Source organism: Pandoraea sp. CB10b_02 (genome assembly GCF_002216225.1).
GTDB lineage: Bacteria > Pseudomonadota > Gammaproteobacteria > Burkholderiales > Burkholderiaceae > Pandoraea > Pandoraea nosoerga.
The window spans coordinates 1-26,900 of record NZ_NJGW02000026.1; the positions used below are offsets into that span (position 1 = coordinate 1).

At 66.7% G+C, this 26,900-nt stretch carries 22 protein-coding genes; 7 read left to right on the plus strand and 15 right to left on the minus strand.

Annotation, left to right across the window (positions count from 1 at the left end):
- The 4 genes from CDN36_RS19960 to rpsL form a co-directional block, all read right to left on the minus strand.
- Nucleotides 1-423 (minus strand): GTP-binding protein (locus CDN36_RS19960; protein WP_287497702.1); only part of this gene is annotated, 423 nt, incomplete at its 3' end.
- Nucleotides 424-502: 79 nt separating this feature from the next.
- Entirely contained in the window at nucleotides 503-2,605 is a 2,103-nt protein-coding gene (gene fusA, locus CDN36_RS19965) for an elongation factor G (RefSeq protein WP_150557422.1), read from the minus strand.
- Between the two features lie 117 nt (nucleotides 2,606-2,722).
- Nucleotides 2,723-3,193 carry a 30S ribosomal protein S7 gene (gene rpsG, locus CDN36_RS19970; RefSeq protein ID WP_010804141.1) on the minus strand — a complete coding sequence of 157 codons (471 nt, stop codon included), beginning with the start codon at nucleotides 3,191-3,193 and terminating at the stop codon, nucleotides 2,723-2,725.
- Nucleotides 3,194-3,318: 125 nt separating this feature from the next.
- On the minus strand, nucleotides 3,319-3,693 hold the full coding sequence (rpsL, locus tag CDN36_RS19975; protein ID WP_010804142.1) for a 30S ribosomal protein S12: 375 nt from the start codon (nucleotides 3,691-3,693) through the stop codon (nucleotides 3,319-3,321).
- A gap of 444 nt (nucleotides 3,694-4,137) precedes the next feature.
- On the opposite strand from rpsL, the gene CDN36_RS19980 reads away from it, so the two are divergent.
- Both CDN36_RS19980 and CDN36_RS19985 read left to right on the plus strand, forming a co-directional pair.
- Complete coding sequence (locus tag CDN36_RS19980; RefSeq protein ID WP_150557423.1) at nucleotides 4,138-5,577, plus strand: aminotransferase-like domain-containing protein; 1,440 nt, start codon at nucleotides 4,138-4,140, stop codon at nucleotides 5,575-5,577.
- Nucleotides 5,578-5,780: 203 nt separating this feature from the next.
- Nucleotides 5,781-6,503: an HAD family hydrolase gene (locus CDN36_RS19985; RefSeq protein ID WP_287497703.1), complete on the plus strand. Its 723-nt coding sequence runs from the start codon at nucleotides 5,781-5,783 to the stop codon at nucleotides 6,501-6,503.
- On the opposite strand, the gene CDN36_RS19990 is transcribed toward CDN36_RS19985, so the two are convergent.
- On the minus strand, nucleotides 6,451-7,242 hold the full coding sequence (locus CDN36_RS19990) for an AraC family transcriptional regulator (protein ID WP_241014210.1): 792 nt from the start codon (nucleotides 7,240-7,242) through the stop codon (nucleotides 6,451-6,453). The two genes, CDN36_RS19985 and CDN36_RS19990, sit on opposite strands and share 53 nt — an antisense overlap.
- A gap of 220 nt (nucleotides 7,243-7,462) precedes the next feature.
- A complete protein-coding gene (locus CDN36_RS19995; protein ID WP_150557425.1) occupies nucleotides 7,463-7,873 on the minus strand; it encodes a CopD family protein in 411 nt (136 codons plus the stop codon).
- A gap of 149 nt (nucleotides 7,874-8,022) precedes the next feature.
- Here CDN36_RS19995 and CDN36_RS20000 point away from each other — a divergent pair, with 149 nt between their 5' ends.
- Nucleotides 8,023-8,331, plus strand: a complete 309-nt coding sequence (locus tag CDN36_RS20000) for a DUF4148 domain-containing protein (RefSeq protein ID WP_150557426.1) — start codon at nucleotides 8,023-8,025, stop codon at nucleotides 8,329-8,331.
- A 373-nt stretch (nucleotides 8,332-8,704) separates the two neighbouring features.
- Here CDN36_RS20000 and CDN36_RS20005 read toward each other — a convergent pair whose 3' ends face one another.
- A complete protein-coding gene (locus CDN36_RS20005) occupies nucleotides 8,705-9,415 on the minus strand; it encodes a dienelactone hydrolase family protein (RefSeq protein WP_150557427.1) in 711 nt (236 codons plus the stop codon).
- Nucleotides 9,416-9,890: 475 nt separating this feature from the next.
- On the opposite strand from CDN36_RS20005, the gene CDN36_RS20010 reads away from it, so the two are divergent.
- On the plus strand, nucleotides 9,891-10,409 hold the full coding sequence (locus CDN36_RS20010; protein ID WP_287497704.1) for a hypothetical protein: 519 nt from the start codon (nucleotides 9,891-9,893) through the stop codon (nucleotides 10,407-10,409).
- Between the two features lie 79 nt (nucleotides 10,410-10,488).
- On the opposite strand, the gene CDN36_RS20015 is transcribed toward CDN36_RS20010, so the two are convergent.
- Nucleotides 10,489-13,953, minus strand: a complete 3,465-nt coding sequence (locus CDN36_RS20015) for an autotransporter family protein (RefSeq protein ID WP_287497705.1) — start codon at nucleotides 13,951-13,953, stop codon at nucleotides 10,489-10,491.
- A 240-nt stretch (nucleotides 13,954-14,193) separates the two neighbouring features.
- Entirely contained in the window at nucleotides 14,194-15,126 is a 933-nt protein-coding gene (locus CDN36_RS20020) for a LysR family transcriptional regulator (RefSeq protein WP_287497706.1), read from the minus strand.
- A 148-nt stretch (nucleotides 15,127-15,274) separates the two neighbouring features.
- Between CDN36_RS20020 and CDN36_RS20025 the strand changes: the two genes are divergently transcribed.
- Both CDN36_RS20025 and CDN36_RS20030 read left to right on the plus strand, forming a co-directional pair.
- Nucleotides 15,275-16,474 carry an amino acid aminotransferase gene (locus tag CDN36_RS20025; RefSeq protein WP_287497707.1) on the plus strand — a complete coding sequence of 400 codons (1,200 nt, stop codon included), beginning with the start codon at nucleotides 15,275-15,277 and terminating at the stop codon, nucleotides 16,472-16,474.
- Nucleotides 16,475-16,620: 146 nt separating this feature from the next.
- Nucleotides 16,621-17,907 (plus strand): MFS transporter, encoded by a 1,287-nt coding sequence (locus CDN36_RS20030; RefSeq protein WP_241014208.1) that lies wholly within the window; start codon nucleotides 16,621-16,623, stop codon nucleotides 17,905-17,907.
- 6 nt (nucleotides 17,908-17,913) lie between these two features.
- Here CDN36_RS20030 and CDN36_RS20035 read toward each other — a convergent pair whose 3' ends face one another.
- The 6 genes from CDN36_RS20035 to hpaH all read right to left on the minus strand — a co-directional run bounded on the left by CDN36_RS20035 (nucleotide 17,914) and on the right by hpaH (nucleotide 24,108).
- A complete protein-coding gene (locus tag CDN36_RS20035) occupies nucleotides 17,914-18,897 on the minus strand; it encodes a 2-dehydropantoate 2-reductase (protein ID WP_287497708.1) in 984 nt (327 codons plus the stop codon).
- A 13-nt stretch (nucleotides 18,898-18,910) separates the two neighbouring features.
- A complete protein-coding gene (locus CDN36_RS20040; RefSeq protein ID WP_287497709.1) occupies nucleotides 18,911-19,870 on the minus strand; it encodes a fumarylacetoacetate hydrolase family protein in 960 nt (319 codons plus the stop codon).
- A gap of 12 nt (nucleotides 19,871-19,882) precedes the next feature.
- Nucleotides 19,883-20,746, minus strand: coding sequence for a DODA-type extradiol aromatic ring-opening family dioxygenase (locus CDN36_RS20045; RefSeq protein ID WP_150557435.1), 864 nt, complete (start codon nucleotides 20,744-20,746; stop codon nucleotides 19,883-19,885).
- 44 nt (nucleotides 20,747-20,790) lie between these two features.
- Nucleotides 20,791-22,266, minus strand: coding sequence for an aldehyde dehydrogenase family protein (locus CDN36_RS20050; protein WP_287497710.1), 1,476 nt, complete (start codon nucleotides 22,264-22,266; stop codon nucleotides 20,791-20,793).
- 146 nt (nucleotides 22,267-22,412) lie between these two features.
- Nucleotides 22,413-23,219: a 4-hydroxy-2-oxoheptanedioate aldolase gene (hpaI, locus tag CDN36_RS20055; protein WP_287497711.1), complete on the minus strand. Its 807-nt coding sequence runs from the start codon at nucleotides 23,217-23,219 to the stop codon at nucleotides 22,413-22,415.
- Between the two features lie 85 nt (nucleotides 23,220-23,304).
- The gene (hpaH, locus tag CDN36_RS20060) at nucleotides 23,305-24,108 is read right to left on the minus strand and encodes a 2-oxo-hept-4-ene-1,7-dioate hydratase (RefSeq protein WP_287497712.1); all 804 of its coding nucleotides are present in this window, start codon (nucleotides 24,106-24,108) and stop codon (nucleotides 23,305-23,307) included.
- A gap of 557 nt (nucleotides 24,109-24,665) precedes the next feature.
- Between hpaH and CDN36_RS20065 the strand changes: the two genes are divergently transcribed.
- Nucleotides 24,666-26,858, plus strand: a complete 2,193-nt coding sequence (locus CDN36_RS20065; RefSeq protein WP_287497713.1) for a TonB-dependent receptor family protein — start codon at nucleotides 24,666-24,668, stop codon at nucleotides 26,856-26,858.
- Nucleotides 26,859-26,900: the final 42 nt, after the last annotated feature.

Sequence of the window (26,900 nt, forward strand, 5' to 3'; positions counted from 1 at the left end):
CACCATGTCGCACTTGTTCAGGAACACGATGATGTACGGCACGCCAACCTGACGGGCCAGCAGAATGTGCTCGCGCGTTTGCGGCATCGGGCCGTCAGCAGCCGAGCAAACCAGGATGGCGCCGTCCATCTGCGCAGCACCCGTAATCATGTTCTTGACGTAGTCGGCGTGGCCCGGGCAGTCAACGTGCGCGTAGTGGCGGTTGGCCGTCTCGTACTCGATGTGCGCGGTGTTGATCGTGATGCCGCGTGCCTTTTCTTCCGGCGCCGCGTCGATTTCGTCGTACTTCTTCGCCTCGCCGCCGAACTTCGACGACAGAACCGTTGCGATAGCGGCCGTCAGGGTGGTCTTGCCATGGTCAACGTGACCGATGGTGCCAACGTTCACGTGCGGCTTGGTCCGCTCGAATTTTTCCTTTGCCATTTCCGAATCCTCAGATACTGAATAGACGATTTAACAGTGAGTTGGGTGTGCGCATCGCGCGATGCGAACACCCGTCAAATTACTTGCTCTTCGAGCTGATGATGGCTTCGCTCACGTTCTTCGGAGCTTCAGCGTAGTGCTTGAACTCCATCGTGTACGTGGCGCGGCCCTGGGTCAGCGAACGCAGCGACGTCGAGTAGCCGAACATTTCCGACAGCGGCACTTCGGCGCGCACGATCTTGCCGCCGCCCACCATGTCGTCCATGCCCTGCACGATGCCGCGACGGCTCGACAGGTCGCCCATCACGTTGCCCATGTAGTCTTCCGGCGTTTCCACTTCCACGGCCATCATCGGCTCGAGGATGACCGGGTTGGCGCGGCGCATGGCTTCCTTGAAAGCCATCGAACCGGCCATGCGGAACGCGTTTTCGTTCGAGTCCACATCGTGGTACGAACCGAACGTCAGGCGAACCGTGACGTCGACCACCGGGAAGCCGGCGAGCACACCGGTCGCGAGGGTGTCCTGAATACCCTTGTCGACGGCCGGAATGTATTCGCGCGGGATCACGCCACCCTTGATCTCGTCGATGAACTTGTAGCCCGCGCCCTGCTCGCTCGGCTCAAGCGTAATGACAGCGTGACCGTACTGGCCGCGACCGCCCGACTGCTTGACGAACTTGCCTTCGACGTCCGCTGCCGACTTGCGAATGGTTTCGCGGTAAGCAACTTGCGGTGCGCCGATGTTGGCTTCCACGCCGAATTCGCGCTTCATGCGATCGACCAGAATTTCGAGGTGGAGCTCGCCCATGCCCGAAATGATGGTCTGGCCCGACTCTTCATCGGTGCGCACGCGGAACGACGGATCTTCCTGCGCCAGGCGGTTCAGGGCGAGGCCCATCTTCTCCTGGTCGGCCTTGGTCTTCGGCTCGACGGCCTGCGAGATCACCGGCTCCGGGAACACCATGCGCTCGAGCACTATCGGCGCCGACGGATCGCACAGCGTATCGCCCGTCGTGGCGTCCTTCAGGCCCACGGCGGCGGCGATGTCACCGGCGCGCACTTCGTCGATTTCTTCACGCTGGTTGGCGTGCATCTGCACGATACGGCCCAGGCGTTCCTTCTTGCCCTTGACCGAGTTCAGCAGCGTGTCGCCCTTGTTCACGACGCCCGAGTAGACGCGGAAGAAGATCAGCTGACCGACGAACGGGTCCGTCATGATCTTGAACGCCAGCGACGAGAACTTCTCGTCGTCCGAGGCCTTGCGCTCGGCCGGCTGTTCCTTCTCGTCCGTACCCTTGACCGGCGGAATGTCGACCGGCGACGGCAGGAAGTCGATCACGGCGTCCAGCATGCGCTGCACACCCTTGTTCTTGAACGCGGTACCGCACAGCATCGGCTGGATTTCGCAGGCGATGGTACGCGTGCGCAGACCCTGGATGATTTCAGCCTCGGTGAGGTCGCCCTCCTCGAGGTACTTGTTCATCATCTCTTCGCTCGACTCGGCAGCGGCTTCGACCATGCTCTCGCGCCACTTCTGGGCGTCGGCCTGCAGCTCGGCCGGAATGTCGACGTAGTCGAACTTCATGCCTTGCGTTGCCTCGTCCCAGATGATCGCCTTCATCTTGATGAGGTCGACCACGCCCTTGAAGTTTTCCTCGGCGCCGATCGGCACCACCACCGGCACCGGGTTGGCCTTCAGGCGCGTCTTGAGCTGGTCGTAGACCTTGAAGAAGTTCGCGCCGGTGCGGTCCATCTTGTTGACGAACGCCAGACGCGGCACGCCGTACTTGTTGGCCTGACGCCACACGGTTTCGGACTGCGGCTGCACGCCGCCCACGGCACAGTAGACCATGCACGCGCCATCGAGAACACGCATCGAACGCTCGACTTCAATCGTGAAGTCGACGTGACCCGGGGTGTCGATGATGTTGATGCGGTGCTTTTGATAGTTGTTGGCCATGCCGGACCAGAAGCAGGTCGTGGCGGCCGACGTGATCGTGATGCCGCGCTCCTGCTCCTGCTCCATCCAGTCCATCGTCGCGGCGCCATCATGCACTTCACCGATCTTGTGGTTCACACCGGTGTAGAACAGAATGCGCTCGGTCGTCGTGGTCTTGCCGGCGTCGATGTGAGCGCTGATACCGATGTTGCGGTAGCGCTCGATAGGGGTTGTACGAGCCACTTTAAGCCTCTTTCAATGTAGCCGCCATTTTTGAGGGGGCTACTAACACAAACGGGCGAGGCGCAATTTTTCATGCGCACCCGCCCCGGTTTCTGCTTTAGGTACTGCCTGCCTGCGTCAGAAGCGGAAGTGCGAGAATGCCTTGTTGGCTTCGGCCATGCGGTGAACTTCGTCACGCTTCTTCATGGCGCCGCCACGGCCTTCCGAGGCTTCGATCAGCTCGCCTGCGAGACGCAGGGCCATCGACTTCTCGCTACGCTTTTTCGCGGCCTCACGCAACCAACGCATCGCCAATGCCATACGACGCGACGGACGCACTTCGACCGGAACTTGATAGTTTGCACCGCCAACACGGCGGCTCTTGACTTCAACGACCGGCTTCACGTTGCCGAGAGCGGTGTTGAAGACTTCCAGCGGATCCTTGCCCGCCTTGGTTTGGATCTGCTCGAAAGCACCATAAACGATGCGCTCGGCCACCGACTTCTTGCCGGCAAGCATGAGCACGTTCATGAATTTAGCGACATCAACGTTGCCGAACTTCGGATCGGGCAACACTTCGCGCTTGGGGACTTCGCGACGACGCGGCATGATTTCTTCCTTAATAAATTCAGTTGGAGCCAGGCTCCAGGCCACCTACTAGCCGCTTCTCGGCCGAGTGACCACTTACTCAGTGACGATGAACACCATCACCGAACGTATATCCGCTCAGCCGCTCAGGCCTTCGGACGCTTCGCGCCGTACTTCGAACGGGCCTGCTTACGGTCCTTGACGCCTTGCGTGTCGAGGCTGCCGCGCACCATGTGGTAACGCACACCCGGCAAGTCCTTCACACGACCGCCGCGGATCAGCACGACCGAGTGTTCCTGCAGGTTGTGGCCTTCACCACCGATGTACGAAATGACTTCGAAACCGTTCGTCAGGCGCACCTTGGCGACCTTACGCAGAGCGGAGTTCGGCTTCTTCGGCGTCGTGGTGTACACACGGGTGCACACGCCGCGACGCTGCGGGCAGTCCTGCAGGGCCGGGCTCTTGCTCTTGATTTGAGCAGAGGTGCGCGGCTTGCGGACCAATTGGTTAATCGTTGGCATTGTGATTTCCTAAATGTGTCAAAAGCGTGGCAGTCAAGGCGGACCGCCATGCGACTTTACTGCGTACTCTCCAGCCAAACCCGCGGTTTGTCCGCATCTAAACGCTTGATGCAAAAGCCTTTTGCATTGGGCACGGGCATACCGCCGGAAAAACCGGAGCCTGCGACTATACATGGCGTCAATGCAAGTGTCAACGCTTTCGCGCGCGATTTCGCCCCGTAAGTCGTTGATTGTTAACGATGATTGCCGCTGGGTCCGTGCGAGTGCGGTTCCGCCGCTCCGTCACGTCACCCCGTCGATCGCGCACAGCCCTGCGGCGCGAGGAGCGGCGCGACGGGCGCCGGTGCCACGCATTTTCGCGGTTGCCGCCCTCATGTATGCAAATTACACTCAGCAAATCACGCCTTCGTCGGCAAAATATCCATACATACCACCACATTTCCCATGGACGCCTTCCACGACACCCTGCGTGCCACCTTCTGGAAGCCCGCACTCGCCACCGGCAAAGGTCCGCGGTATCTGCGGCTGGCAAGCTTCATCGAGCAGTCCGTGGCGGACGGCCGGCTGCGTCCCGGCGACCGCCTGCCCGCGCAGCGCGAGCTCGCTTCGTGGCTCGGCATCGACTTCACGACGGTCACGCGGGCCTACAACCGGGCGCGCGAGCGTCATGCGATCGAAGGCCGGGGCCCGCTCGGCACGTTCGTCAGTACGCCGCGCGTGGCGCTCGACCAGGTCCTCGATCTGGGGATGAACATTCCGCCCGCGCCCGCTGACATTTTCCTGGGCGAGCTGCTGCGGCAGGGCGTCGACGAAGTGCTCCGGCATACCGACGCTTCGCGGCTCATGGCGTATCAGTTGGGCGACGGCGGAATGGCCGACCGGCAGGCCGGCGCGTTGTGGCTCGCGCCGATGCTCGGTTCGATCGAGCCTTCCGAGATACTCGTATGCCCCGGCGCGCAGGCCACGCTGGCGGCTCTGTTGCTCGCGGACACGGCGCGCGACGACACGGTGCTGTGCGAGCCGATCGTCTACCCTGGACTGCGCAGTGCGGCGCGCACGCTCGGGCGCCATCTCGAGGCCGTGGCGACCGACGGCGAGGGCATGCTGCCCGACGCCCTCGCCGCCCGCGCGCGCGAACACGGCGCACGGCTCGTCTATCTGAATCCGACGCTGCAGAACCCGACGACGCGCACCATGCCGGAGCAGCGCCGCCGCGAGCTGCTCGAGCTTGCCGAAACCCTCGACCTCACGTTCATCGAGGACGATCCCTACTGGCGCCTCGCGCGCAACGCGCCCCCGCCGCTTGCGCGTCTCGCGCCGCACCGTGTGCATTACGTTGCCACACTGTCCAAGTGCCTCACGCCGGGCCTGCGCACGGCCTACGTCCGCCTGGCCGACGCCAGCCGGCGCGACGCCTTTCTCACGGCGCTGCGCGCATTCGCGCTGATGGCGCCGCCGCTCATGACGGGGCTCGCCACGCAGTGGATTCACAACGGCATGGCCGAGCGCATTCTGGCCGGTGTAAGCGCCGCGGCGGCGCAGCGTCAGGCGATCGCGGCCGGCATTCTGGGCGGCGGGCGAATCGCGAAGGAGGCAAAGCAAACAAGGGAAACGAAGGGAACGAACGAAGCGATCGCGCAGGGCATTCATCTGTGGCAGCCGCTGCCGGCGCCGTGGACGGCGCGCGAGCTGACGATGGCCGCACGCGCCGAGGGCCTCGCGGTGACCCCGGCCGACGCCTTCTGCCTGGCGCCCGACGCCCCCAACGCCATCCGCATCTCGCTGGGCGGCGTGAAGGAGCCCGAGCGGCTCGCGAGCGGCCTGCGGCGGCTCGCGTCGCTGCTGCGCGAAGCGCCGCCGAGCCTGCGCGGCGCGGTGGTGTAGCGAACGCCGGTCAGACTCGCAAGCCGGCAGGGTCACCCTCTTGATGCACGTCAAGCTATCAAATAACGTAGTCCTGCATGTCGCAAACGGCGTATCGGGTGTCATCCGCCGCGTTTTTTTTGACGCGCCGAGTTCGTACACTCCGAAACACCCGAGACTTTGGCGCAACCCCCTCCAGTGACCGCAGGAACCCCTCTTCAGCCATGCAGGCGAGCTTCGAAAAAGACAGCATTCTGGTTCTCGACGTCGACGGCACGCTGACGGATTCCGTGCGCATCCACCAGCGCGCGCTGCTCGGCGCCATGCAGTCGCTGGAATTCGGCGATCTGAGCACCGACTGGGGCAGCTATCCGCATCACACCGACACCGGCATTCTGATCCAGGCGCACGTCGAACACGGCCGGGCGCTGCCCCAACCGCACGATCTGGCGCGCTTCGAGCACGAGATCGACGAGCGCTTCACCGCGCTGCTCAACGCCCACGGGCTGGCCGAGATTCCGGGCGCGCGCGCCTTCGTCGAGGCGGCGCACCGTTCGCGCTGGGGCGTGGTGTTCGCCACGGGCGGCATCCGGCAGGTAAGTCATCGCAAGCTGCGCTGCGTGGCCACCGACTACACCGACGCCATGCTGGTCACGGCGTCCGAATACAGTTCGCGCGAACAGCTCGTCGCCGAGGCGATCAAGCGCGCGCAGCTCGGCTATGGCATCACCAAACCGCGTGCGATCGTCTCCATCGGCGACGGGGTGTGGGACCTGAAGGTGGCTCGCCAGCTCGGCATCGACTTCGTGGGCATTGGCTCGAGGCGCCAGCGCTCGCCGCTCTATGACGAGGGCGTGACCGTCTACGACGACATGTGGGACGCCATGCACTGGCTCAATCCGGGCCGCGGCCGCGCAACAGGTATTCGCTTGGCGTCACGCCCATGAAGCGGCGAAACATGGTGGAAAACGCGCTCGGCGTGTCGTAACCGACTTCAAGCGCGACCTGCGTGATGGGGCGCCCGGCGCCGAGCAGCGGCAGCGCGCCGAGCAATCGCATCTGCTGGCGCCACTCGCGAAACGGCAAGCCGAACTCCGTCATGAAGCGACGCTCGAGCGTGCGGCTCGACGCGCCGACCTGCTCCGCCCAGTCCTGCAGGCTGCGGCCATCGGCGGGCGTACTCAGATAGGCGTCGAAGATCTTGCGCAGACGCGCGTCGCGCGGCACCTGCAGATGAAACGGCGACTCGCTCTTCCACTCCATCTCTTCGAGCAGCAAGGCCATGATGAGCCCGTCCTTGCCGTCGGCGGACCAGTTCACCGGCAGCGTCATGGCGCGCAGAATCAGTTCGCGCAGCAGCGCAGACACGCGAATGACGACAGGCGTGTCGGGTGCGGGCATGCCGCAGCGCGCCACGTCGACGTAGACCGTGCGCATTTCCACTTTTCCCCGCATGCGCACTTCATGCGTGATCTCCCCCGGAATCCACAACGCGCGTTGCGGCGGGATTACCCAGTACGACGCATCGGTCCGCACTTCGAGGATGCCGGTGCATGCGTACATCAACTGCGCGCGCCGGTGGCTGTGCGGCCGGATGACGTAGCCATCCGGATAATCCTTCGCCAACGCGCCGATGGGACGGTCATGTCCCTGGAAGTCCAGGGGTACCGCACGTGTAATCGGCATCGGCACCAGGCCTCGTTCTTGGCGACGCTCCGAGCGTAACATCGGGCACGCGCCCGCTCCAAGCCGCGGCGTGCGCAGGCCCGGCGCCCGTCCCCCTTTCATCGCCCCTCCTTTCTCCTCTTTCTCCTCTTTCCCCTCCTTCCCCTCCTTCCCCTCCTTCCCCATCCGGCGCCTCACCGGCCTCGCTGCTCGCCGACGCGCCCGGGCAACCGGCACACGCTCAGAACGGCTTGACGATCACGAGCGCCACGGCCACGGCCATCGACAGCAGCGTGATTGGCAGGGCCCGCACGAAAAGCGCCTTCGGCTGCGACGCCGGCTGGACAACGCTGTCCCGCTCCATGCGCCGCAACGTGGCCGAGAGCCGCCCGTGCAGCGCGGAGACGACCACCACGAAGACCAGCTTCGCCATGAGCCAGGGCGCGCTCCACCAGTGGGCCATCACGGCCAGCACCGGGCCGGTGATCCACACCACGATGAGCGCCGGCGACGCGAGCCGATAGTCCGCACGCCGGGCGATGCGCCGCCACTCCGGCTGCGCGAGGCGTCCGCCCAGCGCCATCGTCACCATGCCGGCAATGAAGATGACGACCGAGATCAGATGTACGGCCTTGATCCACAGATAAAGCATCGGAACCTCCGCAGACGTCACTCGATTATTCTCGATTACACAATAATTGCTTGTCGAAACTCGCCTTTATCACCAATACGCGCATCAATAGACTGTGACTGTCGACGATGCATTGAGCATCGCCCCCTTCAAATGACAGGAGAAATACCATGAAGCGCCCCCTTATTGCCTCTGCCCTCGTTTGCGCCATGCTGGCCGTGTCGGCCGGTTCGGCTTTCGCCAGCGACGCGTTCGACGGCCCGTCCGAATTTTCGTGGGTGCCGCAAACCAGCGCCCTGAGCCGCGCCCAGGTGCGTGACGAACTGATCCAGGCCCAGCGCGCCGGTCTCGTGGTGCAGCACGACACCGTCTACCCGAAGGCTGCGCCGAGCGCCCAGCCCGCATCGGCCGCCGCCCCCGTCACGATGGGCTCGGTCGGCGCCGCACAACGCGCCGGCACGACCTACTTCGGCTCGTAATGTCACCGCCGCGCCGTGCGCCTCGTTGCGAGGCGGCGGCGCGACGCGCGTTCTGCGCATAACGACGTGCCGGCGCGTGTAGACGCCGGCGCTTTCGCGAGATTCTGCGGCCCTCGCTCGCTTGTGGCCCAAGGCTCCTGTCGCTGTGCGTAGCGGTTCAACGCACAGGACCTTGCCCGTCGCTTCGGCGACGGGCTTTTTTAGCCAACGCCGCCGGCGGGCGCGGGCCGAGCATGCTGACAATAAAAACGACGAAGCCCGCCGAAGCGGGCTTTCGTCGTTTACGGCAAGCGGCAGCGGCAGCGCGCCTTGCGGTCAGCCGTTTGCCGCCGGTGCGGCGCGATGACGGCGAACGGCCGCGGCGCTCGCCGGGTCAGCGAGACAGCCACTTCGAGAGGAACTCGAGCGTGCGGCCATGCGCGAGCGCCGCCGCGGGCTGATGGTAGGCGCCGCGCGCCCAGCAATTGAAGCCGTGATCCGCGCCCGGATAGACGTAAAGCTCGGTGTTCGGGCGCGTCTTCACCGCTTCGCCGACCGCGCTCACGATGTCCGGCGTGATGTGGGTGTCGAGCGCGCCATAGTGGAATTGCACGGGCACTTTCAGATTCGCCGCTTCGTCCAGGTGGTTGTGAATGCCACCGCCGTAGTACGGCACCGCGGCGTCGACGAGACCGCGCGCCGCGCTCAGATACGACAGCAGGCCGCCGAAGCAATAGCCGACGGCGGCAACCTTCGCGCCGTCGGCGAGCTGAGCGCGCAGCGTCCGGGTCGTCGCTTCGATATCCTTCACGGCCTTCTCGACGTCAACCGACTTGCGCAGTTCCATCGCGCGAGCGAGATCGTCGCCCGAGTAGCCGAGTTCGACGCGCGGTGCGGCACGCCAGAAGACGTCCGGTGCGAGAACGACGTAGCCATCCAGTGCATATTGGTCGGCCACGCCACGAATGTGCTCGTTCACGCCGAAGATTTCCTGCACGAGTACGACGCCGGGAGAACTGGCCGTCTTGCCCGCAGGCGGCAACGCCAGATAGGCATCGAAGGCGCCGTCCACGGTTTCGACACGGATCCATTGACTGTTCGACACGGAAATTGCTCCATCAAGAGAAGGGGAAATGCCTGCGCGTGCCCATGGGGGCCGGGAAGGCCGCCGCAAGCGGCATGCGCAGTCGGACCGGATCAGTATAGGCACTTTCGCGCGAGCTTTCAGCACGGCGCCGCATACCCGGAACGCCCGCCGGTCAAGGCTGAGCCGGGTTCGGCGGCGTCACCGGGCGGCTCACCGCCGCACAGAGGCGGCGTCATCGCGACACACGCGGCGCGCGCGCTCGCCAGGTCGTTTCAATGACCGAACCCGGGCCGCCCCACGCGAGCGCGGGACTCACGCGGCGAGCGCCGCTTCGAAAATCTTCGCCACGGCCCCGAAGCCTGCGACCCGCCCGCCGGCGGATCCCCGCCCCGCCTTACACGCGGTTACCGCGTGCGGGCGCCCGCATCGCAAGACGGTAGGCTTGCGTCCATGCGTTCGACCTTCCGGGAAACGCGTTTATTACGGAGTCCATATGAAGACGATCACGAAGCGCCAGACACTGACGTCGCTCGCGCTCATGCTGTCATTGACCGCGGCATGCCTGCCCCCGGCGACGGCGGCCGACGGCCCGCCGTCTGCCGCGCGCGCCCAGAGCGACATGCCGCCCCCACCGGCCCCACCCGCCCCACTGGCCCCGCTGCCTTCACCGCCCTGGACCGCGCCACACGTGGGCGCCGCGCATGGCTTCGGCGCGCCGGCGGGCGTGGCGGGCGTGGCGGGCGTGGGGAGCCCCGCGTTCGGCGCCTTGCGCGTCATCGACGAAATCGCGCATCTGTATCGCGTCGGCGGCCATCCGGAGAACGTCTTGCCCTTCTACCGCGAAACGCTGACGCAGGCGCGCGACCCGCTCGTGCGCCGCCATCTGCGCGACGCCATCGCCCGCGAGGAACTGAAGCCGGCCGACACGGCGGCGGCCATTGCCACCCTGCGCGCCCAGTTGAACGAGGATCTCGCGACGCTCGCGACACGCACCGAAACCAGAAACCGCTAGGCGGCCATGCCGTGGCGGTGCCATACAACCGTCTCAGCCGGGCGTGGCGGCATAGCGCCCTGCGCTGCCGGCGCGAGGTTCAGAAAACGTACTTCGCGCCGAAGTTCACGAGCACGCCGCGCACCCCTCCGGTGCCGAAGCTCTTTTGGTAAGACACCCGGCCGTGCATCGAGAAGTTGCGCGACGGCGTGCCGTTCACGCCCAGCGAGAACAGCATCGCGTCGCCGTACCGTCCCGTCTGGAACATCGCGTCTCCGACCTGCACGCCGGTGCCGCCCGCGAACGCGTGAACGATGTCGAATCCCGCGTATGGCGTTACGCGGCCGGTGCTGACCTCGACGGGCCGCGTCAGCCGCACGCCGAGGCGTCCGGTAAGCTGGTTTTGCGAGCCGATGTTGACTGCCAGACCGTCGCCGTCGGTCATGTTGCGAAACGCGAGATGTTGGCCGACGAACTGCAATTGCGGTTCGAGGTTCAGGCCGTAGGAGAGCGCCAGCGGGTAGCCCGCCTCGGCGGAGGCCGCATAGCTGGTGCCCCGCAAGGGCGCGACCTCGCCTCGCGCGTCGGTCGTGGTACGCCCGTTGAACCAGCCAACGGACACGATGCCGTCCACGTACCAGCCCTGCTGACTCTGGTAAGTTCCGAAACCGTACAAACGGTAGATGCTCGCGCGCGTGGCGCTCGGTCCATCGATGGCCACGGGCTCATAGTGCAGCCAGCCCATCGACCCGGCAGCGCCGAAGCGCCAGGTGCCGTCATCGTCGACTTGCCTGAACAGATTTCCGCCGACCTGAATCGCGCCGTAGTCGCCGCTGATGTCGTAGCCGAACGCCTGAAAGCTCTGATTCGACCGGTATTTGAAGTTGCCCCCGTAAGCGCGCATGAACATCTCGCCTGGTCCACGATCGCGCCCGAGTTCGCGATCGTCGCGCACCTCGCCCAGGCGCCGGTGCAGCGAGTCCAGGTCCATCAATCCTGCGTGCAGGAACGCCACCGGTGCGCTCAGATACGACGCTACCTGCGGTGCGACCTCGCGACGAGCGTCCGGCGGCACCGGATCGTCCACTTCGCCGCCGGGATCGCCCGGCGCCTCCGGATCGACCTCCCCGCCCGGCGTCACATACGCGCTTTGCAAGCGATAGTCCCAATGGCCCGCCCCCGTGCTCACGAGGTTCTGCGAGGCTTCGGCCGTGCCGTGCACCGAGCCCGGACCATAGGCGTATAGCCGGTACTCGTATGGCGAATCGGGCGCCACGACGTATCCGCCCGCCAGGCTGAACGCGCCGACTGTCGACGCGCCGGCCACCTGCACCACGGATATCCCCTCGTCGTTGGTGATCACGCCGCTGGGCGAGGTGAGCCGTCCCGGGCTGCCTGCGCTCGGCCGGATTTGCAGCAACGTGGTCCCGCTCGCCGCCCCGCGGATCAGCAAGCGGTCGCTGTATTGATTCGAGAGCGCGCCCCCTTCATTCAGGTAGGTGTTGAGCGTAACCGTACCGCCGGTGCCCACGTAACCGTTGTCGATCGCCACGCTGCGATACGACCCCTGGCTGGTCGGCGCCGAGTCAAGCAGTGCCGTCACCGGAAAATCGATCAGACTGTCGGTATTGGTAAGCTCCGTCACGTTGGAGCTCGCCATTACGTGCCACACGCTGTTGCGAGTCAGATTGACGACCGACGTGCTGGTGGCATCCGTATATATCCGCCCGGTCAGCGTAGCGTTGCTGGCATCGAGGTTGAGCGTCGCGCCGAGCCCGGAGCGCGTTGTCGCGTTGATGGCACCGCCCCCGCCGCTCAGTGTGCTGTTGACGACGCTGACGTTGGCAACGCCCCCGAAAGCCCATAGCGCCACGCCACTATCGGAGGTGACGGTCGTGTCCTGCAGGCTCAGGTTGTAACCGCCGGCGCGCGGGGGCGCCGCCACGCCCGCGCGCGCCCCGACGCCCCCCACAGCCGGTGCGGCGACATCGCTGCCGAGCTCGGTCGGCGCCGCCGGCGTGGGCGTGACAATGGCCAGCGGCGGCGGCGGCTCGGTGGACGCCATCAAGGGCGTTGTGGCAGGCAACGTCGGCAATGCCGGCGTAGGAGCCGACGCCTGCAAGCCGGTGATCGTCTGCGGTGCGTCGAACACAATGGCCGCCGTGCCCGCCCCGGTCGCACGCAGCGTCGCACCGGTCGCATTGAACTGGCCGCCGTTCTGGATACGCACGGCGTAGGCGTTGGTCCCGCTCGTCGTGACCGAAGTGCCTGCGCCAGTCGCGCTGCTGCGCAGCAGGTTCACCATTCCCGCGTTTGCGTAGACGCCGTAAGTACTTGCCTGATCGGTCGTGATGCTGCCGCCGGCAAAGTTCGTGGTGCTTCCCGTCCAGCCGTAGATGCCATATCCCTGCGTGCCGTGCGTGGCGATCGCGAAGTCCGACAGGTTCACCGTGGCCGCCCCGCTGCCCGCGAGCAGGCCATGCGCCGACTGTCCTTGCGTAGTGATCGAGCCGGTGGCAAGCGTGGCCGTCGTGCTGCCGGAAATCCATATACCGTAGGAGGACGCGCCGCGCGTGCTCACGTCGACCTGCGAGCCCCTAACGTTCGACGTGCCGCTCGCGGTCAATCCATAGGTGGCGCTCTGCGTGGTCGACACGCTGAGCCGATTCAGATTGGCGCTCGCCGTACCGATGCGCACCGCGTGGCTGCCCGCGCCGCTCGTGCTGACCGTGACCGTGCCGGGCGTTGCGGGATCGGTATTCGTATTGAGCGTGCCACCGGCCTCGACGTTGAGGCCGAGGTTACCGTCCACGGCAGTCGTGATCGTCGAATTGCCGTTGATGGTGGCCACGGAGCCGTTGTAGACCCGCACGCCCCCGGCGCTCGCGCCGGCGCCCGTGCCGAGCGCGCCCTTTGCGGTGATCGACGAGTCCGTGAGGGTGATGCTGCTGCCGCCCCAGGAACGCACGCCCCAGCTATCCTGCCCATTCACAGTGATGGCGGTGTCGCGCAGATCGATGGTCGATCGCGCGCCATACGGCCGCATGCCGTCGGCGGCAAGGCCGTTGGTCTCGATGCTCACGTTCGCGCCGGTGAGCAGCGACGGGCCGCCCGTCGCTTCGGGCATATACACGCCATGCACCGACGGACCGTTGCCGACGAGTCGCACACCGGCCGAACTCGCCACGATGTTGACGGTGCCATACGCGATGTACAACGCGTCATTCGGTGCACCTGCCCGATAGTCCGAGGTGATGACGATCGGCCCAGGCACGCCGAGATTCGGGTTCATCGTCACTGTCGCGCCCCTGAACACCGACACGCCGGCGCCGCCCAGCTGCGCCGGGTACGTGCCCGTCGGATGAATCGTCACCGAACCTTCGATCGTGCCGCTCGCAACGACGCTCCCGTCGTAATACTGCTCGTAATCGAGGTTGCTGCCGGAGGGGATCGTCGCGGCCGGATAAATCTGCGCGCGCACGGCGCCGGCATGCAAAAAGGCGAGGGAGATGGCAATCGTCAGCGGCCGGCGATGCGGCAAAGAAGCTTGTTTGGCGCGGGTCACGTTACCTCCATGGGGGAAGGAGACAAGGGGACACATCGAAAGCAGTGCGAAACACCAATGCCGTGTAATGCTCCGCAAGGTCAGGTAAACACTAGACCAATCGTGGCATAAACGACAGCGCCACGAGCGGAGATTTCACCGGGATTTCCTCCCGAAAAGACAGCCGGTTATTTTAATAATCGATTCGGCTTGCTTAACGTAATTTGAATTATCGGAATCCGGGCGAGCTCGTGCAAACCCTCACGCGCGCGACGCCGTCATCATCCGCGCATTCCATTGCGGCAGCCATTCGAGCAGGAATTGTGCGAACCCTTCGGCCGCCGGCGAAGCCGCGCGTGCCAGCGGTCGGTACACGCAGACCTGCCGGATCGTCTCGGGCGACACGACGCGCCGCATCACCAGTCCGAACGGATGGGCGAGCGCCGCCACGTAACCCGGCGTGAGCGTGGCGGCCAGGCCCTGCGCCGCCACGCCAAGCGCGGTCGTCACGTTGTCGACCACGTCGATGGGCGTGATGCGTGCGTCCGGCGGCGCCGACAGGCGCATCTGCGCGACGCTGCGCTCGTGGTCCCGACCCGCGGCGACGAGCGGCGTGTCGCGCAGCTCCTCCCAGCGCACCTTGCGGCGGCGCGCCAGCGCATGCTCCGGCGCACACCACAGCACCCACGGGCTGTCGAACGCCGGCTCGCCCGCGACGTGGGCGCCGGTCGCGCGATTCGGTCCGATGGCGAGATCGAGGTCGCCGCTGCCCACGTGATCGACGAGCGCGTCGACGGGCGTGTCGACCACGCGCACCACCACCTTCGGCCGCAATGCCGCATACGCGCGAATCGCGGCCGGCAGCGCCATGCTCGCCAGCACCAGCGGTGCGCCCACGCGCACGATCCCGGCCGCCCGGTTGCGCAGGTCGTCGGCCGTCTTCTCCGCCGCCTGCACGTGCCGCAGCACCGACTCGGCCGACGCGAGGAAGTCGCGCCCCGCGCTCGACAGCGCCACGCGGCGCGTAGTGCGATCGAAGATGCGAAAACCGATCACCGACTCGAGCTCGGCCACGAGCTGGCTCACGGCCGATGACGTGAGGCCGAGGCGCTTGCCCGCTTCGGCGAAGCTGTGCAACTCGGCGATGGCGACCAGGGCTTCGAACTGGCGCAGTGTGACGCGGGTCAGGGGCATGGCGGGCCGATTATCAAGTTTCGCTTATGAATGGACCAGAATCGATTGATTGTTCCGCAAAGGGCCGTCGCACACAATCGGTTTCCAAAATTCCCCGAGTTTCCCGACTTCCCTGACTTCCGTGATTCGAGACCAAGCGAGACCGCCCATGTTCTCCCATGTCGACGCCTATCCCGGCGACCCCATTCTCGGCCTGAACGAAGCGTTCGGCCGCGACCCGCGCGCGCACAAGGTCAACCTGTCGATTGGCCTCTATGTCGACGACGACGGCCGTCTGCCGGTCATGCGCGCCGTGCGCGAGGCCGAAGCGGCCGCCCTCTCGGACATTGCCCCGCGCCCCTATCTGCCGATGGCCGGCACGCCGGCCTACCGCAACGCCGTGCAGGCGCTCGTCTTCGGCGAGGACCGCGCCGCGCGTCGCGAGGCACGCATCGCCACCCTGCAGACGCTCGGCGGCGGCGGGGCGCTGCGCGTCGGCGCCGACTTCCTGAAGCGCTACTTCCCCGACAGCACCGTGTGGATCAGCGACCCGAGCTGGGACAACCATCGCGTGGTATTCGAGAGTGCGGGCTTTCCGGTGCAGGCGTATCCGTACTACGACGACACCACCGGCGGGCTGCGTTTCGACGCCATGCTCGAGACGCTGGCTGCCCTGCCGCGGCACAGCATCGTGCTGCTCCACGCGTGCTGCCACAACCCCACGGGCGTGGATCTCACGCAGGCGCAATGGCAAATGCTCGCGCCGGTACTGCGCGAGCGCGGCGTGATCGCGTTCGTGGACATGGCCTATCAGGGCTTCGGGGACGGACTGGAGGCGGACGCCTTCGCCGTGCGCACGCTGGCCGACGCCGGCGTGCCGACCGTGGTCGCCAACTCGTTCTCGAAGAACTTCTCGCTGTACGGCGAGCGATGCGGCGCGCTGTCGGTCGTGTGCGCCTCGCCCGACGAGGCCTCGCGCGTGTTCGGGCAACTCACCGGCACGGTGCGGGCGAACTACAGCAATCCGCCGACGCACGGGGCGCGGCTCGTCGCCCGGGTGCTCGGCACGCCGGCCCTGCGTCGCGCCTGGGAGGAGGAGCTCGGCGGCATGCGAGAGCGCATCGCCACGATGCGCGCCGAGATTCACGCGCGCCTCGCCCCGCACCTGAGCGATGACGCGGCGGCGCGCTATATCGGGCAGCGCGGCATGTTCACGTACACGGGTTTGTCCGCCGCGCAGGCGGACGCGTTGCGCGAGACGCACGGCGTCTACGTGCTGCGCTCGGGACGCATGTGCGTCGCGGGTCTGAACACGCGCAACGTCGACACCGTGGCGCGTGCCATCGCGCAGGTACTGACGAAAAGCTGAACGGCTGCGCCGGCGCAGCCGGCACGGCCGGCACGTCGGTCGCGCGTGTCGCGCGCGTCGCGCCGGACCGGCATCCGAATCAACGGAGCGCATGCCCTGCGCGACTGCATGCAGGGCGCACGAAAACGACAGGAGACAACATGAGCATGAGCACAGCCACTGCCGCCGGCGCCCGCGTCGGCCGCGACGATACCTCTCACACCTGGCGCGCGGTGATATCCGCGTCCATCGGCAACGCGCTCGAATGGTTCGATCTCGTCGTGTACGGCTTTTTCGCCGTCACGATCGCGAAGCTGTTCTTCCCCGCGCACGACGACACCACCTCGCTGCTGCTCACGCTCGGCACTTTCGGCGTATCGTTCTTCATGCGGCCGCTGGGTGCCATCGTGATCGGCGTCTATGCGGACCGCCGGGGCCGCCGCGAAGCGCTCACGCTCACGATCGTGCTGATGATGGCGGGTACGGCAATCATCGCCTTCCTGCCGACCTACGCCTCGATCGGCGTGCTCGCGCCGATGGGCATCGTGCTCGCGCGGATGATCCAGGGCTTCTCGGCCGGCGGCGAGTTCGGCAGCGCGACGGCGTTTCTCGCCGAGCATGCGCCGCGCCGGCGCGGCTTCTTCGCGAGCTTCCAGGTCGCGAGCCAGGGCCTGACGACACTGCTCGCCGCGGGCTTCGGCGCGGTCCTCACCGGTGCGCTCTCGCCCGAACAGATGCAGAGCTGGGGCTGGCGCGTGCCGTTCCTGTTCGGCTTGCTGATCGGTCCGGTGGCGTATTACATCCGCCGCCACGTGAGCGAGACGCCCGAGTTCCTGGAGGCCGAACCGACGCAGACACCGTTGCGCGACACGCTCGGTCAGCAGAAAGTCCGTTTGCTGCTGGCAGTGGGGGTGGTGGTCGTGGCGACCGTCTCGACGTACCTCGTGCTCTACATGCCGACGTATGCGATCAAGCAGCTTGGCCTGCCGGCGTCGGTGGCGTTCGCGGCGACGGTGGCGACCGGCATCGTGCAGATGCTCCTGTCGCCGCTCGTCGGCGCGTGGTCGGACCGCGTGGGACGTGTCAAGCCGATGATGATCGCAGCCGCCGCGCTGCTGGTGCTGATCTGGCCGATGTTCTGGCTGCTCTCGACGTACCCCGGCTTCGGCGTGATGCTGGCGCTGCAGACCCTGCTCGGCGTGCTCATGACGATGTACTTCGCGCCGTTGCCGGCGCTGGCGTCCGAGATCTTCCCGGTGAAGACGCGCACGACGGGCTTGTCGCTGTCGTACAACCTGTCGGTGACGTGCTTCGGCGGCTTTGCGCCGTTCATCCTGACGTGGCTGATCAATGCGACGGGCAGCAAACTCGCGCCGAGCTTCTACATGATGGCCGCCGCCGCAGTCGGCCTGCTCGCCCTGAGCCGCGTGTACCGGCATACCGGAGTGCGGTGATCGCCGTCAATACAGCCCATGCACCCGCCCGAACAAGCGGGTGAGGCCCAGCAGGGCGTCGATGTTCGGCGTGGGCACCTGCACGCGCTGGCCGATTTCTCGGACCACGCTCACCAGCGCATCCAGTTCGATGGGACGGTGCGCTTCCACGTCCTGCAACATCGACGTCTTGAACGCCCCCAGTTTCGCCGTCACCGCATGGCGATCCTCCGGCGACTGGTCGATCGCGCAACCGATCCGCGCGCCGATGGCCGCGGCCTCGCGCATCGCCGCCGAGCAGAATTCACGCACCAGCGGATCGTCGAGCAGCCGGTCGATCGTCGCTCCCGTGATCGCCGAGACCGGGTTCATCGTCAAATTGCCCCACAGCTTGTACCAGATGTCCAGACGCACGTTCTCCGACGCCTTCGCCTCGAAGCCCGCGCGCTCGAGCAGCGCCGCGAGACGCTGCACGCGCTCGCTCATGCCGCCGGCCGGCTCGCCCACGATGAGCCCCCGCCCTATCCGGTGATCGACGAGGCCCGGCTCCGGCGTGGCCGCGCTCGCATGCACCACGCACCCGAGCACGTTCGCCTGCGCAATGGCGGCGCCGATGGCGCCGTCCGGATCCACGCTGGCCAGCGGCGCGTCGCCGAACGGCGCCACGCCCTTGCAGAACCACCACGGCACGCCGTTCATCGCCGGCAGCACGATCGTCTGCGGACCGAGCAGCGGCGTCACCGACGCGGCCACCTGCGAGAGCGCCGGACCCTTCACGGCGATCACGACGAGGTCCTGCACGCCCAGCTTGCCCGCCTCCTCCACCGGATGGGCAGCCGCCACAGGCGCCGCGATCAGCGCTTCGCCCTGCCTCACGCGCCAGCCGCGCTCGCGCAGTGCCGCCAGCGTCGCGCCGCGCGCCAGCGCGCTCACCTGCGCCTCGCCCGTCGCCGCGAGCCTCGTGCCGATCAGTCCGCCGATGGCGCCCGCACCAATGATCGTCACCTTCATTCGCTCACTCCTGTCATTCCCGTCGCTCCTGTCGTCGTGCCGCGAGCCGATAGTTTTCCTTGAACCGCTCCGGCACCCGCTCGTCGAAACCGAGCGCCACGCGGCGCACTTCGGGGCTGTCGCCCGGCGCGTGCCCCACTCCCAGCGCCGCCGCACGCGGCGCGTCGATGCGCGCGACCATGCCGGAGAGCCGCCCCAGCCCGGTGATCTCGCACTCCACGAGATCGCCTGCGTCGACCGAGCGCGAGTGGCACGGTGTGCCCATGAGGATCACGTCGCCGGGCACCAGGGTGATGTGCCGCGCAATATCCGCAATCACGTAGTGCGGGCCCCAGATCGTCTCGTCGCCAATGTGCGCCTCCTGCACGATGCGCCCGTTGCGAAAGGTGCGCAACGTCTGCTCGAACAGGTTTACCCCGCGCACGACGCCCGGGCCGATCGGCAACAGCGTATCCGCGCCCTTCACGCGCAGCATCGACCCCTGGTCGGTGTCGCGAAAGTCCTGCAGCCCCATGTCCAGCGCCGGGCAGAAGCCTTCGATGTAGTCCCACGCCTCGTCGGGCAGCACGTTGCGGCACGTGCGCCCGATCACCGCCGCGTACTCGCCCTCGTAATTCAGGTAACGGCAATCCTCGGGCTTGAGAATCTGTCCGCCGTGGCCGTTGAGCGACGTGGGCGGCTTGGTGAAGTAAGTCGGCGTGTCCGTCGGCTTCGGCTTGTTGCGCGTCTCCATGCTACGCGAGCGATAGGAGATATGCACGGCGATAATCTTCGACGGGGCGACCGGCGGCAGGTGCGCGACCGTCTGCGGATCGACCGTGCGGCCGTCGTCCAGGCGCAGCCATCCACGCTCAGGCCCCGTTTCGACGATCGTGCCCCAGAACGCGCTGCCGCCGAGCAGCACGCGACGACGCTCGACGCGCGGGCCGCGCATGACGGCGGGCAATTCGCGCAGCGGAAATTCGAAATCCATGGGCTCGCCTCGTCAGACAGTGTCAAACCAGATATGCACGTTGCCGGTGCCTCGCGCGTTCTCGTAATCGGAGAGCACCGTGCCCGGGCTGCGGCAGTGCGCGCCGCCGAGCGCGCCGACCATCTGCAGGTAATGCGCGCCGTGCGCCTCCCACGGCCGCTTGCGGTAGTCCTCGTCCCAGTCGGCGAGAATGCGGTCGTGGCGCCCGTCGCGAAACGCGGCGATCGCGCGCTTGTCGCTCTCGACGTTCTCCGGACGCGACACGTTGCTCTCGTGGAAGATGCGTGGATGGTTCGGCGTCCAGTCGATGCCGTTGAACCTGTGGCTGAGCGCTCCCGAGGCAAGCATCACCACGCGCAGCCCACTGCGCCGGATCGCTTCGCCGATCACCTCGCCCGACTGCAGAAAGTGCTGCGTCTCGCAGTTCTGACACGAGCTTACGGTGACGATCGGCCACCCGTCGAGGCGCATCTGCTTGATGACGTTGATCGTTGGGTAATGGCGCGGCAGGTCGGGGTGCTGCACCGCGCGCGCGCGAACGCCGCGCTCGCGCGCCACGGCGTCGACCAGGAACGCCAGTTCCGGGTGCCCGCGATAGTCGTAGGGGACGCCGTGCAGATACCACGGCATCTCGTCCGAGACGTACATCCCCGCGTAGTGGCGGCCGGCGTCGATCAGATGGTAGCCCGTGGTGAACCAGTGCGAATCGAAGATCACGATCGCATCGGGGCGCGCGGCCGCGATGCGTTCGCGCACGCGCGCATAGCCGGGAATCAAGTCCGAGTCCGCGCCGGCGCCCTGCAGCACGCGGAACTCCTCGCACTGCATCAGGCCGGGATGATGCGACACCAACGCCGCACCGACGATCTGTCCCATGTTGCTCTCCTCTCACTTCGTGTCTTGTTCGTGCAAAGCGCGGCTCAGCGGTGACTGAAGCTCGCCCTGAACGGCTGTTTCGGTACGACGACATCCTTGACGTCGCAGAAGAACTCGAAGCTCCAGTCGCCGCCCTCGCGGCCGACGCCCGAGCGCTTGATGCCCCCGAACGGCGCCGCCAGATCGCGAATGCCGAAGCTGTTGACCCAGATGAAACCCGTGCGCACGCGCTGCGCAAGCTCGATGGCGTGCGTCTGCTCGCCGTAGCAAACGCCACCCAATCCGTAGTCGGTGCCGTTGGCCATCTCCACGGCCTCGTCGTCGCTCGCGAACGTCTGCAGCGTAAGCACCGGGCCGAAGACCTCCTGCTGCACGATCTCGTCGTGCTGGCGCAGCCCGGTGAGCAGCGTCGGGGCAAAGTACTGCTCGCCGAACGGATGACGCGCGCCGCCCCACAGCACGCGCGCGCCGCTCGCCACGGCGCGCTCGACGAAGCCCTGCACGCGTTCGAGCTGACGCGGGTGGATGATCGGCCCCACCTCCGTGGCAGCTTCGCGCGGGTCGCCCACGACCAGGCGCTCGACCACCGCGCGCAGCTTGCTGGTGAACACGGCCGCGATATCGCGATGCACGAGCAGGCGCGTGCCGGCCAGGCACACCTGCCCGGCGTTGCGATACATCAGCGCAGCGGTCGCGGCAGCGGCGTCGAGATCCGCGTCGGCGAGCACGATGAACGCCGACTTGCCGCCAAGCTCCAGACTGCATGGCACGAGATTGGCCGCCGCCGTCCGCGCGATCCACTTCGCGGTGCCGACCGAGCCGGTAAACGAGATGCGGGCGAGGCGCGCGTCGCTCACGAGCGCCGCGCCGGTCTGCGCGCCCGCGCCTTGCAGCAGGTTGAAGACGCCCGGCGGCAAGCCCGCTTCGTGCGCGCAATCGGCGAGCAGGGACGACGTGAGCGGCGCCCACTCCGGCGCCTTGAGCACGACCGTGTTGCCCGAGGCGAGCGCCGGGCCGATCTTCCACGTGGCGAGCATCAGCGGCGAGTTCCACGGCGTGATCACCGCCACCACGCCCGCGGGATCGTGCCGCACGACGTGCCGCGCCTGCGGCGTCTCGATCACGCGGTCCTGCAGCGTGAGCGCACGTTCGGCAAACCATGCGATGTTTTGCACCGCGCGCGGCACCACGCCATGCGCCATGCGCGAGCGCAGCACGCCCGCGTCGTGACTCTCGAGCGTGGCGAACGCCTCGGCGTGGCGGCCGATGGCATCGGCGAAGCGCTGCAGGTACGGCTGGCGCGCCGCCGGGCCCAGCGCCGCCCACGCGGGAAACGCGCCCGCGGCCGCGCCCACGGCGGCGTCGACGTGCGCCGCGCTGCCGCTCGCGATATCGCCCAGGCGCGTCTGGTCGATCGGGCAGACGCATTCGAACGTGGCGTCCGACGCCACGCGTTCGCCGTTGATGTAATGATCGGGCGAGACCGATACGCCGGCGACTTCAAGATTGGGGGAGCTCATGCCTTGTCTCGGGAGCAGGGGAAAGGATTGGGGAAAGGGAGCGTTCAGCGCGCTCGACGTGTGCGCAGTGGGAGACGGGCGCAAGGTGGGCGCACGGTGGGCGCAAGGTGGGTGCAAGGTGGTGCCAAGCGAGCCCGCCAGCCGGCTCACCGCGAGACATTGCGCGGCGCTTCGGCGGCGCCCCGGACGGTCGCGAACTTCGCGGCAAGTGAGCGCGTCGCATTCGCCAGCAACGTCGTGTCGATGCCCACCGCGATGAAGCTCACGCCGGCATCGACATAGCCATGGGCGAGCGTCTCGTCCACGCACAGGATGCCGGCAGCCTTGCCGGCACGGCGGATGCGGCCGATGCCGTCCTCGATTGCGTTGCGCACGGCCGGATGCGTGGCCTGACCGAGATAGCCCATCGACGCCGCCAGATCCGCCGGCCCGATGAAGACGCCGTCGACGCCATCGACGGCGGCGATCTCGTCGACCTGCGCGAGCGCATCGGCCGTCTCGACCTGCACGAGCAGGCACGTCGTCTCATTCGCCGCGTGCAGATAGTCCTCGTAACGATTCCATCGCGACGAACGCGCCAGCCCGCTGCCCACGCCACGCGTGCCCCGCGGCGGGTATCGGGTGGCGCTCGCGAGGTCGCGCGCCATCGCGGCCGATTCGACCATCGGCACGAGCAGCGTCGTCGCGCCGATCTCGAGCACCTGCTTGACGAGCGCGGCGTCGCCATGCGGCAGTCGCACGACGGGGTGCGTCGGATAAGGCGCCACGGCCTGCAGGGTGGCAAGCATCGTGCGCAGATCGTTGGGTGCGTGCTCGCCGTCGATCACCAGCCAGTCGAAGCCGCTGCCGGCGCAAAGCTCGGCGGCGTAGGGCGAGGCGAGACCCAGCCACAGGCCGATCTGGCGTTCGCCGCGAGCGAGCGCCTGCTTGAAGAGGTTCGGGGGCGTTTTCATGAGTTGGCTTCCATCTCCGATACGCGGCGCGCGGTAGGCGCCCGCGCGTTTCTTGGGCGGCGGCCGGTGCGCGATGGCGCGGCCGTCAGGCAAAGCGCACGCCAATGGCGCCCAGCGCACCGTAGTCCGCATGGAAAACGTCGCCGGCCGCACAGGCGACCGGACGCGTGAACGACCCGGCCAGCACGATCTCGCCGGCCTGCAGCCCTTCGTCGAACGCGCTCAGTTTGTTCGCGAGCCAGGCGATCCCGTTGCCGGGGTGTCCCAGCACGGCCGCGCTCAGCCCGGTCTCTTCGATGACACCATTGCGATAGAGCAGCGCGCCGGTCCAGCGCAGATCGATGGCGTCCGGCTTCACGGGACGCCCGCCCAGAACCACGGCCGCGTTCGCCGCATTGTCGGCAACCGTGTCGAACACCTTGCGCGGCGCCTTCGTGTCGCGGTCGAACAGCTCGATGCGACCATCGATGAGCTCCAGCGCGGGCGTGACCCATGCGGTGGCGTCGAGCACGTCGAAGAGCGTCACGCCCGGCCCCTTGAGCGGCTTGGCAAGGATGAACGCCAGCTCCACTTCCAGACGCGGCACGATGAAACGCGACGCCTCGAGCGTGGCGCCGTCGGTCACGAGCATGTCGTCGAGCAGCGTGCCGTGGTCCGGCTCGGTGATCTGTGCCGCCACCTGCATGGCGCGCGACGTCAGCCCGATCTTGTGGCCGATCATGCGGCGCCCCTGCGCATACTTGAGCGCCAGCCACGCCTGCGCGATCGCGTAGCTGTCCGCGAGGGTCATGTCGGGGTAGCGGCGGGAAAACTGCATGACCGGCGTGCGGCTGCGCTCGGCTTCGTGCAGTTCGCGCGCGAGGGCCTGATGTACCGAGGGCTCGAGCATCGCGTGGTCTCCGTAAGGTCGCCCGCGGGCGAACCGTTCTTCTGTCGATGCCCTCCATTTTTACGGCCGGCCCGCCCGCGGACAATCAATCGATTTTGGGCGATTGATAAGCAAAACTGGATAATCGGCGCCGCGCTTCGCACGGATCGCGTCCCGCCGGCCGGCTACGGGTGTTGCGGGCCCGCGACGCTCTCAACCGAGCGTTGAACGCGGGCCCCACGCGCCGGCACTCCTGGTTCTTCTCGCATTTCCTGATCTTTGCGTTGCTTTGCCGTCCAACGTCGCGCTATGTCGGCGATCTTCCGCGTGGACGTGCGCGTGGCAGCGAAATAACGATTCGCAGTCGACGCGCCCCATCAAAAATGAGAGTGATTTGCATTTATAATCCGCTGCGTTTCATTACAACGCATTACGCGCAACGAACGGCCTGCCGCCACGCTGTCTGTTTGCTGGCGGCTGTCCGGATTCTTGTTCCGGTTCCTGTCCGGTTCCTGTCCGGTTCTTGTCCGGTTCCCTGCCCCGATTTCTATTCTCAGCCTCGAAGATTCGCCAACCCGATGAAGCCGTCCGACATTCGCCGCACGCCCGCGTCCCCTGACTCGCCCGTTTTCCCCAGCACCCTCGCCACCCAGCTCACCGCGCGCCACCGGCTGCCGCGCACCACGGCATGCGCCGCCGCGCTGCTCATGACGACGCTGGGCGCCGCCCACGCGCAGCAGGCGACGCCCGCACCGTCGACCCGCGCGGCCGACGAAGCCAGGGCAGAAGTAGAACTCGGCGCCGTGAACGTGTCCGGCGACTGGCTCGGCACCGGCCTCGAGAACAGCGCGAAGACTTTTCCCGGCGCGCGCACGGTCGTGAAGAAGCAGCAGATCGAGGAGTCGGGCGCCACGAGCATCGGCGACGTCATGCGCCGCATCCCGGGTGTGCAGGCGACCGACAACTCCAGCACCGCCGGCAGCGCGATTTCGCTCAACATCGGCGTGCGCGGCCTCACGGGCCGCTTCACGCCGCGCTCGACGGTGCTGCTCGACGGCATTCCGATGGCCGTGGCGCCCTACGGGCAGCCGCAGTTGTCATTCGCGCCGATCAGCCTGTTCAACATCGAGAGCATCGACGTGGTGCGCAGCGGCGGCGCGGTGCGCTACGGTCCGCAGAACGTGGGCGGCGTGATCAACTTCAAGACGCGCTCGATCCCCAACGCGCCGGGCCTGAGTGCCGATGCAACGGTGCGCGAGAACGTCTACACCGCCGGCGGCGGAGCCAATACGCAATACGGCCTGTTCCTCGGCACGCAGATGGACAACGGCCTGGGGCTCGCGCTGCTGTATTCCGGCATGGTGGGTCGCGACTGGCGCAAGGGCAGCGACGAGCACGTACAGGACCTCGCGCTGAAGTTCCGCTACGAAATCACGCCCGATCAGATGGTGTACGGCAAGGTGTCCTACTACGACGTGAAGTCGAAAACGCCGGGCGGCCTCACCGTCGCGCAATTCAACGCGGACCCGTTTCAGAACACGCGCCCGAACGACTACTGGAGCGGCAATCGCACCGGGCTCGACTTCGGCTACCTAAACACGATCTCCGAGACGCAGGAGTTCGAGGTGCGCACGTTCTACAACGAGAGCTATCGTCAAAGCACGCTGGTCAATTCGGCCTTCACCGCGACGACGCATCAACCGCGCAATTATCAGACCTTCGGCTTCGAGCCGCGCTTCACGCAGCGCCTCTTTGCCGGCCCGAGCGCGCATGACGTGACCGTGGGCTACCGCTACGTTCACGAGCGCGGCGACGACAATAGCTGGACGACCACGCTGGCCACCGGCCGCAACACGGCCACGCAGACGTTCAACAACTTCACCAGCGCGAACGCGTTCTACATCGACGATCGCATCGCGTGGGGCAACTGGCGCCTCACGCCCGGCGTGCGCTACGAGATGATCAGCTCGCAGCGCGTGGACAACGCGACGAACGCCACCTATCGCACCGACAACAACAAGGCGCTGCCGTCGGTCAATCTGTCGTATCTGGTCAACGACGCCTGGACGCTCTTCGCCGACTACAGCACCTCGTTCGACCCGGTGCAGAACACGCAGCTCAACTCGATGTCGGCCGCCAACCCGCTCGAGCCCGAACTCGCGCGCACTTACGAGATCGGCACGCGCTGGACGGACAAGCGCTGGAAGGCCGAACTCACCGCGTTCAAGATGAAGTTCGACAACCAGATCCTGCAGGTGCCCGGCAGCAGCCCGGCGACCTTCCAGAACATTGGGGCGACGAACCACGACGGCATCGAAACCGCCGTCGACTATACGTTCGATCAGGACAGCGCGCTGCGCGGCCTGAACCTGTACGCCAACTTCACTTACGTGCGCGCGATCCAGAAGTCGGGAGCGACGTCGGGCCTCGACGTGCCGTTCTACTCGCGCTTCACCGATACGCTGGGCGCACGCTACGAGATCGGCCAGTGGACGTTCAACGTCTCGACCACGCACCAGAGCTCGCAGTACTCGGATCTGGCGAATACGGAAGCGGAGTCGGCAGACGGCAGCAACGGCAAGGTGCCGGGCTTCCGAATCTGGAACTTGCAGGCAATGTACCGAATCCCCGGCTACAAGAAAGCCGACGTCACCGTCGGTCTGAACAACGTGTTCGACAAGCGCTACTACACGCGTAACGTGGACAGCAACGCGGGCCGCATGGTCGGCGCGCCGCGCATGGTCTACGTACAGGGGCACTTCGGCTTCTGAGCGGGCGCCCGGCGCCGAGCCCGAACGCGGCAACCACCTGGC